Source organism: Devosia elaeis, from assembly GCF_001650025.1.
Classification (GTDB): domain Bacteria; phylum Pseudomonadota; class Alphaproteobacteria; order Rhizobiales; family Devosiaceae; genus Devosia; species Devosia elaeis.
Genome location: NZ_LVVY01000086.1, coordinates 16,600 through 35,787, shown reverse-complemented (window position 1 = coordinate 35,787; position 19,188 = coordinate 16,600). Strand labels below are relative to the sequence as shown.

Annotated in this window: 13 protein-coding genes; 9 read left to right on the top strand and 4 right to left on the bottom strand. The window is 65.3% G+C overall.

All coding sequences use genetic code 11. From position 1 onward, the window contains the following. Positions 1–65: 65 nt before the first annotated feature. Together A3840_RS10370 and A3840_RS10365 are read left to right on the top strand one after the other, a co-directional pair. Positions 66–1,934, top strand: coding sequence for an autotransporter assembly complex protein TamA (locus tag A3840_RS10370; RefSeq protein WP_245676594.1), 1,869 nt, complete (start codon positions 66–68; stop codon positions 1,932–1,934). Next, entirely contained in the window at positions 1,934–6,262 is a 4,329-nt protein-coding gene (locus A3840_RS10365; protein WP_067455907.1) for a translocation/assembly module TamB domain-containing protein, read from the top strand. Before A3840_RS10370 ends, A3840_RS10365 begins: the two co-directional genes overlap by 1 nt. Before the next feature lie 363 nt (positions 6,263–6,625). On the opposite strand, the gene A3840_RS10360 is transcribed toward A3840_RS10365, so the two are convergent. The 4 genes from A3840_RS10360 to A3840_RS10345 are packed head-to-tail and all read right to left on the bottom strand — an operon-like array spanning position 6,626 to position 12,335. Then, a complete protein-coding gene (locus A3840_RS10360) occupies positions 6,626–8,488 on the bottom strand; it encodes an extracellular solute-binding protein (RefSeq protein WP_067456353.1) in 1,863 nt (620 codons plus the stop codon). A gap of 33 nt (positions 8,489–8,521) precedes the next feature. Beyond that, a complete protein-coding gene (locus tag A3840_RS10355) occupies positions 8,522–10,153 on the bottom strand; it encodes an ABC transporter ATP-binding protein (RefSeq protein WP_067455905.1) in 1,632 nt (543 codons plus the stop codon). Then, a complete protein-coding gene (locus A3840_RS10350; RefSeq protein ID WP_067455903.1) occupies positions 10,150–11,244 on the bottom strand; it encodes an ABC transporter permease in 1,095 nt (364 codons plus the stop codon). The genes A3840_RS10355 and A3840_RS10350 overlap by 4 nt, the downstream gene beginning before the upstream one ends. Further along, complete coding sequence (locus A3840_RS10345) at positions 11,241–12,335, bottom strand: microcin C ABC transporter permease YejB (protein ID WP_067455900.1); 1,095 nt, start codon at positions 12,333–12,335, stop codon at positions 11,241–11,243. Before A3840_RS10345 ends, A3840_RS10350 begins: the two co-directional genes overlap by 4 nt. 227 nt (positions 12,336–12,562) lie before the next feature. Between A3840_RS10345 and A3840_RS19445 the strand changes: the two genes are divergently transcribed. The 7 genes from A3840_RS19445 (at position 12,563) to sucD (ending at position 18,911) form a co-directional block, all read left to right on the top strand. Next, on the top strand, positions 12,563–12,796 hold the full coding sequence (locus A3840_RS19445; RefSeq protein WP_131798300.1) for a hypothetical protein: 234 nt from the start codon (positions 12,563–12,565) through the stop codon (positions 12,794–12,796). 123 nt (positions 12,797–12,919) lie between these two features. Further along, entirely contained in the window at positions 12,920–13,531 is a 612-nt protein-coding gene (locus A3840_RS10335) for an AprI/Inh family metalloprotease inhibitor (RefSeq protein WP_067455895.1), read from the top strand. Between the two features lie 204 nt (positions 13,532–13,735). Next, positions 13,736–14,884, top strand: coding sequence for a cell division protein ZapE (gene zapE, locus A3840_RS10330; protein WP_067455893.1), 1,149 nt, complete (start codon positions 13,736–13,738; stop codon positions 14,882–14,884). 293 nt (positions 14,885–15,177) lie between these two features. Then, entirely contained in the window at positions 15,178–16,140 is a 963-nt protein-coding gene (mdh, locus tag A3840_RS10325) for a malate dehydrogenase (protein ID WP_067455890.1), read from the top strand. Positions 16,141–16,230: 90 nt separating this feature from the next. Further along, positions 16,231–17,424: an ADP-forming succinate--CoA ligase subunit beta gene (sucC, locus tag A3840_RS10320; protein ID WP_067455887.1), complete on the top strand. Its 1,194-nt coding sequence runs from the start codon at positions 16,231–16,233 to the stop codon at positions 17,422–17,424. A 4-nt stretch (positions 17,425–17,428) separates the two neighbouring features. Then, entirely contained in the window at positions 17,429–17,941 is a 513-nt protein-coding gene (locus A3840_RS10315; RefSeq protein ID WP_067455884.1) for a hypothetical protein, read from the top strand. Between the two features lie 61 nt (positions 17,942–18,002). Further along, entirely contained in the window at positions 18,003–18,911 is a 909-nt protein-coding gene (gene sucD / locus A3840_RS10310; RefSeq protein WP_067455881.1) for a succinate--CoA ligase subunit alpha, read from the top strand. The last annotated feature ends 277 nt before the right edge of the window (positions 18,912–19,188 follow it).

The following is a 19,188-nucleotide window of genomic DNA, read 5'->3' as shown; positions in this document are numbered from 1 at the left end:
GTAAAAGGGCGGATAGACCACTGCGCGCGCGTCTTGTAACGAGTTTTGGCGCCTTGTGCCTTGCCGTGGCGGTTTCCGCCGGCGCGAGCCTGCCCGTGCATGCTTTCGAATTGTTCGGCATCAAGTTTTTCGATGACCAGTCCGATCTCGATGCCGAGGCGGTAATCGTCGATCCGCAACCCTATATCGTCACGTTCACCTCCAGCGAGGGTGGCGGCGTGGAATCGGCCCTGCGCAATGCCTCGGCCCTGCTCGCCGACCAGAACGAGCCCGCCTCGGGCGCGGCCGGACTGATCGCCAAGGCGCGGGGCGATTACCGGCGCCTGCTGGCCGCGCTTTATGGCGAGGGCTATTATGGCGGCTCGGTCAGCATCCGCATCGGTGGGGTAGAGGCCGCCAATCTGGCGCCCGATACCAATCTGCCCGATCCGGTGGACGTGACGATCGTGGTTTCGGCCGGTCCGCTGTTCCGCTTCGCCAATGTCAATATCGTCAACCAGGCGCCGCCCACCGACGATCCCGGCGATCAGGTCGACCTGCCGGTGATGCGCGGGTTCGGCGCCGGCGAAGTCGCGCGCTCGGCGGTGATCCTGCGGGCCGAGCAATTGGCTGTGGAGGCCTGGCGCGAGCTGGGCTACGCCAAGGCCGAGATCGTGTCCCGCGACGTGGTCGCCGATCATGCGACCAATTCGGTGGACGCCACCATCACCATCAATCCCGGCCGCCATGCCGCTTTCGGGCCGGTAAGTGTCACCGGCACGACGCGCATGAATCCCGATTTCGTGGCGCAGCAGACCGGCCTCGCCGTGGGCCAGGAATATGACCCCGACGATCTGCGGCGGGCGCAGAAGCGTCTCGACCGGCTGGAAGTCTTCCGCTCGGCGCGGCTCGAGGCGGCGCAATCCATCGGCGCGGACGGGCTGCTGCCCTATGAGCTGATCGTGGAGGAATTGCCCGGCCGCCGTTTCGGCGCGGGCGCAACCTTCTCCACCCTCGATGGGCTGGGGCTCGAAGGCTACCATCTGTGGCGCAACCTGTTCGGGCAGGCCGAACGGCTGCGGCTCGATGCGCGCATTGCCAGCATCGCCTTTCCGGTCGACACGGCCGAGTTCGACTATTTCGCCGGCGGCACCTTCACCAAGCCGGGCTTCTACCATCCCGACGTGGACCTGGTGGCGGCGATTTCGGCGGAGCGCACCATCTATCCCACCTATACCGAGACATCCGCCGCGGGCCGGCTGGGGCTTACCTGGTTCTTCTCGGATGAATTGACCTTCAGCGGCGGCGCCAGCGTCAAGCGGGCCCGGTTCGATGACGATTTCGGCACCCGCGATTTCGCCACGGCAGGTGTCTATGCCGGAGTGGTTTTCGACGGGCGCGACAGCAGCGTCGATCCGACCGAGGGCTGGTATGCCGCCGGCAATGTCGAGCCCTATTACGATTTCGTCTATGGCAATACCGGCCTGCGCGTGGAAGCCGAGGCGCGCACCTATTTCGGCTTCGGGGAGAACGATCCCTTCGTCCTGGCCGGGCGCGTCAAGGGCGGCGCATTGCTCGGGCCGGACCTCAGCGAGATACCGCCCGACAAATTGTTCTTTGCCGGCGGCGGCGGCTCGGTGCGCGGCTATGCTTTCAAGTCCATCGGCGTCGATGACGGCTCGGGCAATGTGACCGGCGGGCGCTATCTGCTGGAAGCCTCCCTGGAGGCGCGCGCCAAGGTCACCGAGAATATCGGCGTGGTGGGCTTTGTCGATGGCGGCTATGTCGCCGCCGACGTCTTCCCGGGCCTCGAGGATTTGCGCCTCGGCGCGGGCCTCGGCCTCCGCTATTATACCGGGCTCGGGCCGTTGCGGCTCGATGTGGCCGTGCCGCTCAACAAGCGGCCGGGCGATTCCGACTATGCCATCTATGCTGGTATCGGGCAGGCTTTCTGATGCGGCTTGCTTCTCCAAAACTCCTGCTGGTCGCCGCCCTTCTGGTTGGCTCCGCCGCCGTTCCGGTGGCGCTTGTCGCGCAGGACATGAACAATGAAGAGCAGAAGGACTGGCTGACCAGCTTCGTCGAGGGGCAGCTTTCCACCCCCGAGCGGCAGATCCGGCTCTCCAATATCGACGGCATCCTGGGCTCCGACGTCTCGATCCGCCAGATCACCATTTCCGACGCCGAAGGGGTCTGGCTGCGCGTCAACAATGCCAGCCTCAACTGGAACCAGGCGGCCCTGTTCACCGGGCGACTGGACGTGCGCTCGTTGCGCGCCGAGTCCATCGATTACGTGCGCAACGCCATTCCTGTCGAAGGCGCGGTGGACCTGCCACCGCCCGAAGCGGGAAGCCTCGAGATTCCCGAATTTCCCGTGGCCATCCAGCTCGGCGAGCTGGCCGTGCCCAGCGTCACCTTCGGGGAGGGCGTCTTCGGCCTGGCCTCGGAGATTTCGCTGGCTGGCTCCATGACGCTGGAAGGCGGCAATCTCGATGCGGTGCTCGATATCGAGCGCCTGGACGGGCCGGGCGGCACGCTGGACCTCGACGTGTCCTATCGGCGCGAGACCAATGCCATCGATCTGGGCCTGTCCCTGGTCGAGCCGCCCAATGGTGTGATCGCGAACCTGCTCAATATCGAAGGCCGGCCGGCCATGACGCTGACGCTGGAGGGCGAGGGGCCGGTGGCTGACCTCACCGCGCAGATGCGCCTGCTGGCCAATGACCGCGAGGCCCTGGCGGGCACGGCGATCATCGCGCAGCAGGCGGACGGGCTGGCCATCGATGCCGATCTAGGCGGGCCGCTCTCCACCCTGATGGCCGCGCCCTATCGCCCGTTTTTCGGCGCCGAAACCCGGCTAAGCGCCAATGCGCTGCTGCGCGATGCCGGCGGGCTGGAGATTTCCGCTCTTAGCCTCAGCGGCGGCCAGCTCGGCCTCTCGGCCAGCGCCAGCACGAGCGCCGACAATTTCCTCACCCGGCTCGACCTCACCGCCAATGTCGCCGATCCGGCGGGCGGCCTGGTTACCCTGCCGGTGCCCGGCAATGCCACCCAGGTGCAATCGGCGGCGCTGGCGGTGCAATTCGGCACCGATGCGGGCGACGAATGGCAGGCCAATTTCGACATTGCCGGCTTCGATACGGCCGGTTTTGCCGCCGAAACCTTCGGCCTGTCCGTTGGCGGCGTGGCGCGCAATCTCGAAGACCCGGCCAGCCGCATGGTTACCTTCAATGGCGACGGCACGCTGGCCGGCATCAATGCGGATGCCGGGGTCAAGGCCGCCCTTGGCGACAGCGTCGGCCTTGGCCTTGCGGGCCTGTGGAATGCCGGCGAGCCGATCCAACTGGCCGAATTCCGCGTCGTCGGCGCGGCGCTGACGGCCGGGCTTTCCGGCATTATCGATGGCACCGATTTCGACGGGCGCATCGCGCTCGAAACGGGCAATATTGCGCCGTTCTCCGCCATGGCCGGCCGCGATCTCGGCGGTTCGCTGGACCTTGCCGCCCAAGGCCGCATCATGCCGCTGAGCGGCGGTTTCGATCTCACCTTCGACGGCATCGGAACCAATCTGAGCGTGGACGATCCGGTGGCCGATGCCCTGCTCGAGGGCGAGGTTAAGCTTTCGGGGCAATTGGCCCGGACGAGCGCCGGCATCACGGCGAATGATTTCACCATCGCCAATAATCAGGTGCAGTTCCGCGCCGATGGCAGCTTTGCCAGCGACGTGTCGGATTTCAACATCGCGCTGGACCTGGCCGATCTCGGCCTCGTCGCCGAGGATGCCGCCGGCGCCCTGGCATTGCGCGGGTCGGCGCGCTCGACCGCGGCCGATGCGCCGCTGGTGCTGCTGCTCGACGGCAGCGTGCCGCAGGGCCGGCTGGGCACACATGGCCTGCGCGACGCGCAGGTTGGCCTGGCCGCCAATCTCATCGACGGCACGCTCAGCGGCGATGTCACCGGCTCGGCCATGCTGGACGGGCACCGCGCCACGCTGAACAGCCATTTTGAAACCGATGCGGAACGCCAGGCGCTCTCGGACCTCGGCTTCGACATCGCCGGCACCCGCGTGTCGGGCAATGTGACCCGCATGACCGAAACCGGCCTGTTGCAAGGGCGGCTCGACGTCGCGGCGACCGACGTGACGCTGGCGGCGGCCCTGCTGCTGACCGAGGCTTCCGGCGCCGTCAATGCTGCCATTGAGCTGACCCCGCAGGATGGCGGGCAGGGGGCCGGCATCACCGCCAATGCCGCCGATCTGCGCATCAACGATATCCGCATCGGCCGCGCCGACATTTCGGCGGGTCTCGCCGATCTCTTCGGCGTGCCGGTGATCAACGGCACCGCCACGGCCAGCGATGTAATGGCCGGCGGCGTCACCGTGAACAGTATCGAGGCCCGCGCCAGCCAGAGCGGGGAGACCACCAGCTTCGATGCCCAGGCGGCGCTCGCCACCGGCACCGATATCGACGTGGCCGGGTCGCTGAGCCCGGTCGATGGCGGCTATCGCTTGGCCCTAGATCGCGCCGCGCTGGTGCAGGGCGCGCTCTCGGCGCGCCTGGCCAATCCGACCGCCCTTGCCGTGCGCGGCGACAGCGTGGCGCTCGACGCCGTGCGCTTCACGGTCGGCTCGGGCAGCATCACGGCCACCGGCAGCGCCGGCAATGCCCTCGACATGGTGGTCGATATTTCCGACCTGCCGCTGTCCATCGCCAATGCGGTGGCGCCCGATCTGGGGCTTTCCGGCACCGTCAATGGCCGGGCCACGATCTCGGGCGCGGCCAGCGATCCGCAGGTGCGGTTCGAGGCGCGGGCGGCCGGCATCGGCGCCAGCGCCATCGCACCGTTCGGCATTGCGCCGCTCGGCCTTTCGGCCAATGGTTCCTATGCCGGACAGGTGCTGGTGCTCGACGCGCTCAGCGCCAATGGCAATGGTGGACTGTCGGTCGCCGGTTCGGGCCGCGTGCCGCTTGATGGGACGGCCATGGCCCTGACGCTCAATGGCTCGGCCCCGCTGGCCCTGGCCAATCGTTTCGTGAGCGATCGGGGCGGGCAATTGTCCGGCACGGCCAATTTCGACGCGCGCATTTCCGGCGTGCTGGCCAGCCCGCAATTTTCGGGCGCGGTGTCCACCAGTGGCGCCGGCTATGTCGATCCCGAACTCAATCTGCGCCTCACCAATATTGCCGGCCGCATCGCGCTCAACGGCACCAGCGCCAATGTGGAAAGCCTCACGGCCAGCCTGGCCACCGGCGGCTCGCTCTCGGCCTCCGGCAGCGTGGGACTGAGCGGCGGCATGCCCGCCAATCTCTCGCTCAACATCAATTCGGCGCGCTATGCCGATGGCTCGCTTTTCGTCGCCACCCTGTCGGGCGGATTGACGCTCACCGGCAATCTCACCGGTTCGCCGCTGCTTTCGGGCAATGTGCTGGTCGAACAGGCCAATATCATCGTGCCGGAAAGCCTGGGCGGCGGCGCCGAGCTGATCGATGTGCAGCATCGGCGCATACCCGGCCCGGTGCAGCAGACGCTGGATCGCGCCCGTATCGACGAGCGCACCGGCATGTCGGCGACCGGTGGCGGGCCAAACCTGTTGCTCGATATCAATGTGAACGCACCCAACCAGATTTTCATCCGTGGTCGCGGGCTGGATGCAGAAGTGGGCGGCTCGGTCCGCCTCACCGGCCCGCTCACTGCCATCCACCCGGTCGGCGCTTTCTCGCTGACGCGCGGCCGGCTCGCCATATTGGGCCAGCGCGTCACCTTCGAAAGCGGCACGGTGACCCTGTTGGGCGATCTCGACCCGCAGCTCAATTTCGTGGCGCGCACTGAAGGCGACGACATCACCGTCTTCGTCATCGTGGCCGGCCGCGCCTCGGATCCCGACATCACCTTCAGCTCCAATCCCGCCCTGCCGCAGGATGAAGTGCTGAGCCGGCTGATCTTCAACCGGTCCATGGGGGAATTGTCGCCGATCCAATTGGCGCAATTGGCGGCCGCGGCGGCCGAGCTGGTCGGCGGGGGCGGTGGCGGCGGGCTGGTGGAAAGCCTGCGCGGCGCGGCGGGCCTGGCCGATCTCGATATCGTTACCGACGATGCCGGCAATGTCGGCGTCCAGGCCGGCGCCTATATCCAGGACAACGTCTATCTCGGCGTCACCGCCGGCGCCAATGGCCAGTCCAAGGTGACCATCAATCTCGACGTCACCAACGACCTCACCATCAAGGGCGCTGCCGGCCAGGACGGCAATTCCAGCATCGGCGTGTTCTACGAACGCGATTATTAGGGTTTCGAGCCGAGGGCAGGATGGTGGCGGCGGACAATGTGCTGCGGCCCACACGACTGGCGCGGCTCCTGTCCGCCCTTCCTCTTGACGGCAGGGCTATCGAATATGGGCAAATGTCTCGTGCTTGCCGGCACCCCCTCCCATCCTCCCCCGTCAAGGGGGAGGTGCTGTATCCAGTTTGGGGCAGGTTTTTGCGTCATACACCGGCTCGGCACCCTCCCCCTTGCGGGGAGGGATGGGGAGGGGGATGGCCTCCTCGATCCTATCGGCCCATATGCGATAGCCGTGCCCCAGGAGGGAGGGGATTGAGCCGTAACCTCCCCGCAAGGGGGAGGGGGAAGAACGAGCCGAGCTTGCTGCGTCCTACTCCGCCCCGGCTCCGCCGGTCCTTGCCGCCTTTTCGGCGTCCCACCACCAGATGGTGGGGAAGCCGTTCGAGAAGTCGGGCAGGGTTTCGGGCCGGCTGAAGCGGTCCCAGCGGGCGGTGCGGGAATAGGTGAGCGCATAGCCCGGCACCACGTAATGATGGTGCAGCAGCACGCGGTCCAGGGCGGCCGTTACGGCAAGCTGGGTCTCGCGGTCATCGGCGACGATCAGCTTGTCGATCAAGGCGTCGACGCCCGGATCGGCGATGCCGGCATAGTTCTGCGAGCCTTCCTCATCGACCGAGCTCGAGCCGAAGAAATAGCGCTGCTCGTTGCCGGGGGAGAAGGATTGTGCCCAGTTCGCATAGATCACGTCGTAGTCGAAGCTGCGGAGCCGGTTGATATATTGCGGCGTGTCCACCATGCGCAGCGTCACCGCCACCCCGATCTGGCGCAGATTGGTGATCAGATTTTGCGCGATGGGCTCCAGCGAGGTCTGGTGCATAAGGATTTCGAAGGCGAGCTGGGTGCCGTTGGCGTCCACCAGCCGGTTGCCGTCCAGGTTGTAGCCGGCCTCGTTGAGCAGGGTCAAAGCGGTCCGCAGGTTGGCGCGCAGCCGGGCCGGATCGCCCGCGATCGGATTGGTATAGGGCTCGGTGAACACCGATGCCGGCACCAGGTCGCGCACGCTTTCGAGCACCTCCAGCTCCTCCCCCTCCGGCAGGCCGGACGAGGCGAAGGGCAGGCCGAAGAAGAAGCTGTCGATGCGCTCATATTGTCCGTAGAACACGGTGGCGTTGAGCTCCTCGAAATCGAAGGCATAGTTCAGCGCCTCGCGCACCCGCTCGTCCTGGAACTTGTCCCGCCGCAGATTGGGAATGAAACCGGTCATCTCGCCGCGGCCATTGCCATCCTGCTGGAATTCCTCGCGCACCACGCGGCCGTCGGCCACGGCGGGGAAGTCGAAGCCGGTGGCCCAGCGGCGGGCGGTATATTCGCTCCACCAATCGAACTGGTCGCCCTTGAAGGCTTCGAACCACACCGATTCATCGAGGAAATATTCGACGCGGTAGGTGTCGAAATTGTTAGTGCCGACCTGGGTGGGGTGGTCCTTGGCCCAGTAATCCTCGACGTGCTCATAGGTGATCGTGCGGCCCGCATCGAAACTGGCGAGCCGGTACGGCCCTGAGCCCAGCGGCGATTCGAGCGTGGAGGCGCCGATATTGCGCGCCTTGCCCTGGGCATCGGTGCCTTCCCACCAATGCTGCGGCAGCACCAGGAGCTGGCCCAGAATGTGCGGCAATTCGCGATTGCCTTTCTGGTCGAAGGTAAAGGTGACCTCGCCCGGCGCGGTCACCTCGGCGCTGACGATATTGGCGTAATATTGCGCATAGATCGGGCTGAGCTCGGTCACCTTTTCGAACGACCAGACCACGTCCTCGGCCGTCACCGGTTCGCCGTCATGCCAGCGGGCCTCGGGATCCATGCGGAAGGTCACCGCGCCGTAATCGTCGGCAACCTTCATCGCCTCGGCCAATAGGCCATAGGAGGTATTCACCTCGTCCATGGAAGGGGTCAGCAGCGTTTCGTAGACGAGGCCGAGGCCCCGTGCCGCCGCGCCCTGGGGCAGGATCGGGTTGAAGGTGTCGAAGGTGCCATTGGTGCCGATGCGCACCGTGCCGGTCTTGGGCGCCTCGGGATTGACGTAGTCGAAATGGGTGAAGCCTTCGGGATATTTCGGGGTTTCCGTCAGCGAATCCGCGTGGACCCAGGTGCCGGTCGGCGTCTGCGCCAGGGCCGGGCCGGCAAGGGCCAGCAATCCGGCAAGGGCGAGGGAGGCGAGCTTGGTCGAGAGCGTCATGGTGCGGTTCCGCATCTGGTGTTCGGCAGGAGCTTAGTCGCTGGCCGGGTTTGTCGGCAATCCATCGGGCTTCACGCTTTCCGGGGCGGCGATATCGAAGGCGGCGGCCATGAGCTGGCGGGTATAATCCTCGTGCGGCGCGGCGAAGATGTCGGCGGCCAGGCCTTCCTCCACCACAATTCCATTGCGCATGACGATCAGGCGATGGGCCAGGGCGCGCACCACCTTGAGATCGTGGCTGATGAAGAGATAGCTGAGGCCGCGTTTCTGCTGCACGGCGCGCAGCAGGTCGATCACCTGGGCCTGGATGGAGACGTCCAGCGCCGAGGTCGGCTCGTCCAGCACCACCAGGTCCGGCTCCAGCACCAGGGCGCGGGCAATGGCGATGCGCTGGCGCTGACCGCCGGAAAATTCGTGCGGATAGCGATGGGCGGTTTCCGGGTCAAGGCCCACTTCGCGCAGGGCCGCGGCTACCTTTTCGGCGCGCTCCGCCGGCTTGAGCCGCGGCATGTGCACGCGCAACCCTTCCTCGACGATCTGGGTGACCGATAGGCGCGGACTCAGCGAGCCGAAGGGGTCCTGGAACACGATCTGCATCTGTTTTCGCAAGGGCCGCAGCGCCCGCCAGGAGCGCTCATCGATCCGATGGCCCAGCGCCACGATGCGGCCCCGGGACGGGATGAGTCGCAGAAGCGCATAGCCGAGCGAGGACTTGCCCGAGCCGCTTTCGCCCACCACGCCCAGCGTTTCGCCCTTGCGGATGGAAAGGCTCACCCCGTCCACGGCGCGGATATGGCCGATCGTCCGCCGCAGCAATCCACGCTTGATGGGGAACCAGACCTTGAGGTCTTCCGCTTCCAGCACGCTTGGCGCGTCCGCCAGCGGCGCCAGCGCCGTGCCGCGCGGTTCCGTTGCCAGGAGGTGGCGGGTATAGGCATGGTGCGGGTCGGCGAAGATGGTTTCCACCGGCCCGGTCTCGACGATCTCGCCATCCTTCATCACGCAGACCCGGTCGGCGATGCGCCGGACGATGTTGAGATCGTGGGTGATGAACAGCATGGCCATGCCGTTCCGGCGCTGCAGGTCCTTCAGCAGCGCCAGGATTTGCGCCTGCACCGTCACGTCCAGCGCCGTGGTCGGCTCGTCGGCGATCAGCAATTTCGGATCATTGGCCAGGGCCATGGCGATCATCACCCGCTGGCGCTGCCCGCCGGAAAGCTGGTGCGGATAGTCGTCGAGCCGCCGGGCCGGATCGGGCAGTCCGACCGCTTCGAGCAAATCCACCACGCGGGCGCGGGCGGCATTGGGGCGCAGGCCCTGGTGCAGCATCAGAACTTCGGCCACCTGCCGGCCGATCGTGTGCACCGGGTTGAGCGAGGACATCGGCTCCTGGAAGATCATGCCGACATCGTTGCCGCGCACGCCGCGCAGGGCGGCTTCGCTGGCGCTTATCAATTCTTCCCCGTCGAAGCGGATCGATCCCGAGAGCTGCGCCGATGGCGGCAGCAGCCGCAGCACCGAGAGCGCCGTCACCGATTTGCCCGAACCGCTCTCGCCCACCAGCGCCATGGTCTCGCCGGGCGCGATGTCGAAAGAAACCTTCTTCGTCGCGGCGAAGGGGCCGAAACCGATGTCGAGATCGCGGACGGAAAGCAGCGCGCTCATCGGAAGGTCTTCCGCGGATCGAAGGCATCGCGCACCGCCTCGCCGATAAAGACCAGCAGCGTCATGATGATGGCGATGGTGAAAAAGCCGGTGAGGCCCAGCCAGGGCGCCTGGAGGTTGTTCTTGCCCTGGGCCAGCAGCTCGCCCAGCGAGGGGGAGCCGGGCGGCAGGCCGAAGCCGAGGAAATCCAGCGAGGTGAGCGTCGCCACCGAGCCGGAGAGAATGAAGGGCATGAAGGTCAGCGTCGCCACCATGGCGTTGGGCAAGAGGTGCCGCCACATGATGGTGAGGTTGGAGACGCCCAGGGCGCGCGCGGCGCTGACATATTCGAAATTGCGGGCGCGCAGGAATTCGGCCCGCACGATGCCCACCAGCGTCACCCAGGAAAACAGGAGCAATATGCCCAGCAGCACCCAGAAGCTGGGCGCGATCACCGAAGAAATGATCAGCAGCAGGTAGAGCGAGGGCACCGAGGTCCAGATTTCGATCAGCCGCTGGGCGATGAGATCGACCCAGCCGCCGAAATAGCCCTGCACCGCGCCGGCCGCCACCCCGATCACCGAGGAGGCGGCGGTGAGCACCAGCCCGAACAGGATGGAGATGCGAAAGCCGTAGATCAGCCGGGCCAGCACGTCGCGGCCGCGATCGTCGGTGCCCAGGTAATGGTAATTGCCGGGCACGCAATCGGGATCGTCCACGCCCAGCGGATAGCGCTGGCAGATGGTCTCCCGGCTCAGCATCCAGCTCGGCGGATTGGCTCCGGAAAAGGCGATATAGGGGTCCACCGTGCCGTAGCTGAACCGCACCGGCGGCCAGATCATCCAGCCATTGGCCTCGATTTCCCCGGCAATGAAGGTGTCGCGGAAATTGGTGCTGGCGAAGAAGCCGCCGAATTTGGATTCAGGATAGTCGACCAGCGCGGGCACCATCAGCTCGCCCTTGTAGGAGACGAGGATGGGCCGGTCATTGGCGAGGAATTCGGCGCCCAGCGTCACGATGAAGAGCAAGAGGAAAATCCACAGGCTCCACCAGCCGCGGCCATTGGCGCGGAAATTGGCGAGCCGGCGCTGGTTGAGCGGCGACAGGCTCATACGTCGCGGCTTTCGAAATCGAGCCGGGGATCGACCCACATATAGGCCAGGTCGGAGATCAGCCCGATGATCAGGCCGAGCAGGGAGAAGATGTAGAGCGTGGCAAAGACCACCGGATAATCCCGCGTCACCACCGATTGGAAGCCGAGCAGCCCCAGGCCGTCGAGCGAGAAGATGGTCTCGATCAGGAGCGAGCCGCCGAAGAACACACCGATAAAAGCGCCGGGAAAGCCGGCAATGATCAGCATCATGGCATTGCGGAAGACATGGCCGTAGAGCACCCGGCGCTCGGTCAGCCCCTTGGCCCGCGCCGTCACCACATATTGCTTGCCGATCTCGTCGAGGAAGGAATTCTTGGTCAGCATGGTGGCGGTGGCGAAGGCGCCCAGGCCCATGGCGGTGATGGGCAGGACCAGGTGCCAGAAATAGTCCAGCACCTGCCGCCACCAGGGAAAATGCTCCCAGCCCGGGGAGGTGAGGCCCCGCAGCGGAAAGATCGACCAGAAGGAGCCGCCGGCAAAGAGTACGACCAGCGCGATGGCGACGAGGAAACCGGGCACCGCATAGCCGATGATGATGATGGTCGAGGTCCAGACATCGAAGCGGGAGCCGTCGCGCCGCGCCTTGGCGATGCCCAGCGGAATCGAGACGCCATAGGCGATCAGCGTCATCCACAGGCCCAGCGAGATCGAGACCGGCATCTTTTCCTTGATAAGATCGATCACGGAAATGTCGCGGTAATAGCTCTGGCCGAAATCGAAGCGCAGGTAATTGCCGATCATCGAGACGAAGCGTTCGAGCGGGGGCTTGTCGAAGCCGAACTGCTTTTCGATCCGCGATACCAGTTCGGGCGGCAGGCCCTGGCTGCCGCGATAGCCCGAAGTCGGCTGCTGGCCCTGCTGGGCGACGAAATCTCCGGTGCCGCCGCCGCTGATGCGTTCCTGGACGCCGCCGCCCATGCCCGAAATATTGGCCAGGGCCTGCTCGACCGGTCCGCCGGGGGCGAATTGGGTGATGAGAAACGACAAGACCATGATGCCGAACACAGTCGGAATCATCAGCAAGAGACGGCGGATGATATAGGCGCCCATTCCTGCTCCGGCCAAACCGATGCCGCCGCACCGGCGACGGGCAAATCACCATGCGGCGAGGTCAGCCCCAAGTGCAACATTTCGATGACGGCTTGGCAATCGCAAAGATGGCCCGGCCGATGTCACATCCCGGCGACGGGCGCGGGCAGGCGGCGTTTTTTCTATCGCGGGCATGGCCCGGCGGCTATGAATGGTCCGGACCACTCGAAAGCTCCAGGAGCCGCCTCATGCGTTTCGCCCCCGTCGCCCAGGTGAAGAACCAGTCGCAGGCGCGCATCCTGCTCGTTGCGTTGCGGGCGCATGGCTTTCACCCGCTGGAGCCGCGCGAGGGCGGGCTGCCGGGCGTGCCGAACCTTTTCGGTCCTGAAGGGTTCATTCTGGAAGTGCCCGAGGAGGAGGCGGCAGATGCCATGCTTCTGGCGGGCGAATTGCTCAAGGATATGGGCCAGCCCGCCCCGTAAAACGGCCACAATGGCATGAAATGGCAGAGAGTGCGGGTTGGGCGATTGAACCGGGCGGGGGCTTTGCGATATAAGCCGCCACAAGTATTAATGTTCATTAAGCCTTTGCGGCAGGAGTGATCAATGCAGGATTGGAAGCGCGGCGCTTCGTCCATGGCCGGCCTGGCAATGTTTGCCCTCTTGGTGGCGGCCTGCTCGCCATCGAGCCGGACCAATACCGCCAATCTCAACGTCGTGGGTCAGCCCCAGCAGGCCCAGCCTGTGCAGTCCTCGACGGTGCAGCAGAACACGTTGCCGCCCCTGGGCGGCGCCACCGGCACGCCGGCTCCCGGTCTTTCCGGCCAGCCGGTCCTGGGTGGCCAGCAGGCTGCGAGCACGCAGGTCGGCGGCAGCACCCAGGTCGCCGGCACCGGCGCGGGGTCGATCACCACGCTCGGCCAGCCGATGTCGACCGGCGTTTCCGTCGGTCCCGAGGGCGCCTGGAACGTCACGGCTGCCGGCCAGACCTGCCGGCTGAACCTGCCGCTCACCGCCAAGACCGGCACCAATTATTATCGCGCTTCGGCCCCCGGCTGCACCGTGCCCCAGATTGCCTCCGTCACTGGTTGGCAGCAGGTCGGCAGCCAGCTCCAGCTTTACGATGATAACGGCAATATCGCCGCCTTCATGGCCCCCAGCGCCGGCCGCTATATCGGCACGATCAGCGGCGGCCAGGCCGTCTCCATGGCCCGCTAGCCACGGCAAGCCGGTCCATTGGGCCGGCTTTCTTTTGTTGCCTCAATCCACCGACCGCCCTCGGGCTTGACCCGAGGGCCAACTTCCGACAGCACTCCGCATCGAAGACCTCATGGTGAGCTTGTCGAACCACGAGGTCGGGAATTCGAGGCTTCGGCGCGCACGACCTCGTCCTTCGACAAGCTCAGGATGAGGTCTCTGAGAATGCCCGGTTCAGCCAATAAAAACCCCGTCCGCGCCGCCTATGACGATCTCGTCGCTCGGGGCGCGCTGACCTCCGATCCGGCGCAGCGCGATGCGGCGGGCGCGCTCGATCGCGTTCTTGCTGATCTCCTCGCTGCCCGGCCGAAACGCCTGTTCGGCTTTTTCGAGAAGAGCCGGCCGGTGCGCGGGCTCTATCTCCATGGCGAGGTGGGGCGGGGCAAGACCATGCTCATGGACCTGTTCTTCGCCGCTGTCCCGTTCCCGGAAAAGCGGCGCCTGCATTTCCATGAATTCATGGACGAGGTGCATGTCGGCATCGCTGCTTTCCGCAAGTCGGCCAGGGGGCGGGACGACAATGCCGATCCCGTGGAGGCGGTGGTGCGGCCGATTCTCAAATCCGGCCTGCGCGTGCTGTGCCTGGATGAGTTCCATGTGCATGACATCACCAATGCCATGCTGCTCGATCGGCTGTTCGGCAAGCTCTTTGCCGGCGGCGTGACGCTGGTGGCCACCTCCAACGTGCCGCCGGACGGACTCTACAAGGATGGCCTCAACCGCCAGCTCTTCCTGCCGTTCATCAAGCTGCTCCAGGAGCAGACACTGGTGGCCGCGCTGCCCTCCGAGCAGGACTACCGCCGGTTGAAATTTGCCGGCCAGCAGGTCTATGCCTTCGGCATCGGTCCCGAAGTGCAAGCCGTCATGGACCGCCTGTGGCTGCGCATCACCGGGGGCGAGCAGGGTGTTCCGGGGCAGGTCGACAGCATCGGCCGGCAGATCGCGGTGCCGCTCATGGCCATGGGCGCGGCGCGGTTCGGCTTCGCCGACCTGTGCGAGAAGCCGCTGGGCACACGCGATTTCGTGCGCATCGCCCACAAGTTCGACTCGCTGGTCATCGACAATATTCCGCAGATGGACCGGACGCGATCCGACGCCGCCAAACGCTTTATCCTGCTTATCGATTCGCTCTATGACCGGGGCGTGAAACTGGCGGCCAGCTTCGCTGTGCCGCTGGAGCAATTAGGCGCGGACGACAGAACCGCCTTCGAATTCCAGCGCACATTGTCACGACTGACGGAAATGCAGTCGGAAGACTATCTGGGCAAGGGGCTGCGGGACGCGGTGGGCACGGAGCCTTCCCTCTCCCCTTGAGGGAGAGGGTGGATCGCGCGTAGCGCGAGACGGGTGAGGGGTTCCGGCCTATCAGCAAAATCGAAGCTGCTGGATAGTCCCGAACCCCTCATCCGCCCTTCGGGCACCTTCTCCCTCAAGGGGAGAAGGGAAGACGGTGTAGGACAAGCTGCGACGCCCCTTTGCCCATCCGGCATACCCCCATCGCCCATGAGCAAGGCCGTTTTGCCGTTTACGACGAAGGGTTCACTTGCCCGGCCTTGCCGCTAGGGTTAAGACGTGCGCCAATTCAACGCAGTCTGGGATGAGGACTTATGGCGCGCAGGAAGATTGCCCTTATCGGTGCGGGACAGATCGGCGGGACCCTGGCCCTGCTGTCGGCGCAGAAGGAACTCGGTGACGTCGTGATGTTCGACGTGGTCGATGGTGTTGGTGCCGGCAAGGCGCTCGACATCGCCCAGTCCGCCCCGACCCAGGGTTTCGACGTGGCCCTCAAGGGCACGTCCGAATACAAGGATATCGAAGGCGCCGACGTGGTGATCGTCACCGCCGGCGTGCCGCGCAAGCCGGGCATGAGCCGCGATGACCTCCTGGAAATCAACCTCAAGGTCATGGAGCAGGTGGGCGCCGGCATTGCCAAATATGCCAAGAACGCCTTCGTCATCTGCATCACCAATCCGCTCGACGCCATGGTCTGGGCGCTGCAGAAGTTCTCCGGCCTGCCCGCCAACAAGGTGATCGGCATGGCCGGCGTGCTGGACAGCTCGCGTTTCTGCCATTTCATCGCCGAGGAACTGGGCGTCTCCATCCAGGACGTCAATGCCTTCGTGCTGGGCGGCCATGGCGATACCATGGTGCCGCTGGCCCGCTATTCCACCGTGGCCGGCATTCCGCTGACCGACATCGTCAAGATGGGCTGGATGAGCAAGGAACGCCTCGAAGAGATCATCCAGCGCACCCGTGACGGCGGCGCCGAGATCGTGGGCCTGCTCAAGACCGGCTCGGCCTTCTATGCGCCGGCGGCCTCCGCCATCGCCATGGCGGAAAGCTATCTCAAGGACAAGAAGCGCGTCCTGCCCTCGGCCGTGCAGCTCAGCGGCGAATATGGCGTCAAGGGCACCTATGTCGGCGTGCCGGTGATCATCGGTGCCGGCGGCGCGGAAAAGGTCGTCGAGATCGCGCTCAATTCGGCCGAGCAAAAGGCCTTCGACAAGTCGGTGGCGGCTGTCGAAAGCCTCATCGAGGCCTGCAAGAAGATCGCGCCCAAGTTGGCGTAACGCATTCAAAGCCGCTGGCGCCGCCGGCGGCTTTTGGCTTTCCGGCTCCAGAAATGCCGGATTACTGACTGCCCATCCAAGGGGAAAAGCATGAATATCCATGAACACCAGGCCAAGGCGCTGCTGAAGGAATATGGCGCGCCCGTCGCTTCCGGCGTGGCCATCTTTTCGGCCGACGAGGCCGAAGCCGCCGCCAGGTCGCTGCCGGGCCCGCTCTATGTGGTCAAGAGCCAGATCCATGCCGGCGGCCGCGGCAAGGGCAAGTTCAAGGAGCTTCCCGCCGATGCCAAGGGCGGCGTGCGCCTGGCCAAGTCGGTCGAGGACGTCATCGCCAATGCCCGCGAAATGCTCGGCAATACCCTGGTGACCAAGCAGACCGGCGAGGCCGGCAAGCAGGTCAACCGCCTCTATATCGAGGATGGCGCCGATATCGCCCGCGAGCTCTATTGCTCGCTGCTGGTCGATCGCGCCACCAGCCGCGTTTCCTTCGTGGTGTCCACCGAAGGCGGCATGGATATCGAGGCCGTTGCCGAGCATACGCCGGACAAGATCATCACCGTGGCCATCGATCCCGTCGCCGGCGTCACCGCTGCCGATGTGCAGAAGATCAATGCGGCCCTGGCTCTGGACGGTGCTGCCGCCGAAGACGGCAAGAGCCTCTTCCCGATCCTCTACAAGGCCTTCACCGAGAAGGACATGAGCCTGCTCGAGGTCAATCCGCTGATCGTGATGACCGACGGCCATCTGCGCGTGCTCGACGCCAAGGTGAGCTTCGACAACAATGCGGCCTTCCGCCATGACGAGCTCAAGCCGCTGCGCGATCTGACCGAGGAGGATTCCAAGGAGATCGAGGCCTCGAAATACGACCTCGCCTATGTGGCGCTGGACGGCAATATCGGCTGCATGGTCAACGGCGCGGGCCTGGCCATGGCCACCATGGACATCATCAAGCTCTATGGCGCCGAGCCGGCCAATTTCCTCGATGTGGGCGGCGGCGCGTCCAAGGAGAAGGTTACCGCGGCGTTCAAGATCATCACGGCCGATCCGGCGGTGAAGGGGATCCTGGTCAACATCTTCGGCGGCATCATGCGCTGTGACATCATTGCCGAGGGCGTCATCGCCGCGGTCAAGGAAGTCGGCCTGGAAGTGCCGCTGGTGGTTCGCCTGGAAGGCACCAATGTCAAGGAAGGCAAGGCCATTCTCGACCAGAGCGGGCTCAATGTCATCTCGGCCGACGACCTGGACGATGCCGCCCAGAAGATCGTCAAGGCCATCGGGAACTGAGCTGATGCGCCCAGGCCTCGCCATTGCGGTAGTCCTTGTTCTTGCGGCCCAGCCTGCCTGGGCGCAGGGCAAGACCAAGACTGCCCCCAGCGCGGCGGCCATTGCCGCGCTGGAAATGTGCGAGGCCTTTGCCGGCGGCGGCGATACCCTCGTGGAGGACGCCATAGCCGCCGGCTGGGACGCCTATGAGGACGATGCGGAAAGCCCCTTCGTGCGCTCCTATTCGGCCGGCCGCGACCTGCCGGGGATCGGTTGGGGCGACCTGTTCTCGCTGGTCGAGACCTATCCCGGCACGGTGTTCGGCTATTGCCGCATCGACATCGCCAATGTCCGGGGCGATGGCAAGGCGGTGATCGACGCCCTGGCCGGGCTCGATCGCTATGAGGGCGAGGTCGTGGCCGAGGATGGCGGGCATTATGCCAGCCTTGCCGGCGGCGATTCCCTGCTGCTTACCCATTGGGACAATATGGGCTTCGTTATCCAGCTCACCACACTCACGCCGGTGGCCGGCGAGTAATTTTCGCCCTCCGGGGCATCAAGACAAGGCGCCCGGCGCCGCAAGACGGAAGAGAAACAAGATGTCCATTCTCGTCAACAAAGACACCAAGGTGCTCGTGCAGGGGCTGACCGGCAAGACCGGCACCTTCCACACCGAGCAGGCGCTCAATTATTACGGCACGCAGATGGTGGGCGGCGTGAACCCCAAGAAGGCCGGGGAAACCTGGACCTCGGGCCTTGATGCCTCGGCGAGCCTGCCGGTCTTCGCCAGCGTGGCTGAAGGCAAGGAAAAGACCGGCGCCAATGCCTCGGTGATCTATGTGCCGCCCGCGGGCGCCGCCGCCGCAATCGAGGAAGCCATCGATGCGGAAATCGAGCTGATCGTCTGCATCACCGAAGGCGTGCCCGTCATGGACATGGTGCGGGTCAAGGCCAAGCTGGAAAAGTCCAGGTCGCGCCTCATCGGCCCGAACTGCCCCGGCGTGCTGACGCCGGAAGAATGCAAGATCGGCATCATGCCGGGCTCGATCTTCTCCAAGGGCTCGGTGGGCATCGTGTCGCGTTCGGGCACCCTGACCTATGAAGCGGTGTTCCAGACCACCAATGAGGGCCTGGGCCAGACCACGGCGGTCGGCATCGGCGGCGACCCGGTCAAGGGCACCGAATTCATCGACGTGCTGGAAATGTTCCTGGCCGACGAAGCCACCCAGTCGATCATCATGATCGGTGAAATCGGCGGCTCGGCCGAAGAAGAAGCCGCCCAGTTCCTGATCGACGAAGCCAAGAAGGGCCGCAAGAAGCCGATGGCGGGCTTCATCGCTGGCCGCACCGCCCCTCCGGGCCGCACCATGGGCCATGCCGGCGCGGTGATTTCGGGCGGCAAGGGCGGCGCGGAAGAAAAGATCGCGGCCATGGAAGCGGCCGGCATCAAGGTGTCGGCCTCCCCGGCCCGCATCGGCGTGACGCTGGCGGAAGTGCTGAAGGGCTGAGCGCAAATTGCGCCGGCTTGCGTGATGTCGTCACCACCGGTCTTGTCCCGGTGGTCCACGCCTCCCGAGAATGGATTGCCGGGACAAGCCCGGCAATGACGGCGGCGGCGGCAAATGCGGTGCGGCGCCCCATCTGCGACCAATGTCGGTCGCGCTTCGGTCACGGTTCGATGTTAACCGGTGGCCTACACAATCTGGTGAGCCGCGGCGCCTCTTGCGGGCGCCGCAAGTCTTAACAAGATACAAAGGAAAAGCGGTCAATATTCGCCCACTTTAA

Coding starts and splice junctions, on each gene's coding strand:
- A3840_RS10365 (WP_067455907.1), top strand. CDS start 1,934: ATGCGGCTTGCTTCTCCAAAACTCCTGCTGGTCGCCGCCCTTCTGGTT.
- A3840_RS10360 (WP_067456353.1), bottom strand. CDS start 8,488: ATGACGCTCTCGACCAAGCTCGCCTCCCTCGCCCTTGCCGGATTGCTG.
- A3840_RS10355 (WP_067455905.1), bottom strand. CDS start 10,153: ATGAGCGCGCTGCTTTCCGTCCGCGATCTCGACATCGGTTTCGGCCCC.
- A3840_RS10350 (WP_067455903.1), bottom strand. CDS start 11,244: ATGAGCCTGTCGCCGCTCAACCAGCGCCGGCTCGCCAATTTCCGCGCC.
- A3840_RS10345 (WP_067455900.1), bottom strand. CDS start 12,335: ATGGGCGCCTATATCATCCGCCGTCTCTTGCTGATGATTCCGACTGTG.
- A3840_RS19445 (WP_131798300.1), top strand. CDS start 12,563: ATGCGTTTCGCCCCCGTCGCCCAGGTGAAGAACCAGTCGCAGGCGCGC.
- A3840_RS10335 (WP_067455895.1), top strand. CDS start 12,920: ATGCAGGATTGGAAGCGCGGCGCTTCGTCCATGGCCGGCCTGGCAATG.
- zapE (WP_067455893.1), top strand. CDS start 13,736: ATGCCCGGTTCAGCCAATAAAAACCCCGTCCGCGCCGCCTATGACGAT.
- mdh (WP_067455890.1), top strand. CDS start 15,178: ATGGCGCGCAGGAAGATTGCCCTTATCGGTGCGGGACAGATCGGCGGG.
- sucC (WP_067455887.1), top strand. CDS start 16,231: ATGAATATCCATGAACACCAGGCCAAGGCGCTGCTGAAGGAATATGGC.
- A3840_RS10315 (WP_067455884.1), top strand. CDS start 17,429: ATGCGCCCAGGCCTCGCCATTGCGGTAGTCCTTGTTCTTGCGGCCCAG.
- sucD (WP_067455881.1), top strand. CDS start 18,003: ATGTCCATTCTCGTCAACAAAGACACCAAGGTGCTCGTGCAGGGGCTG.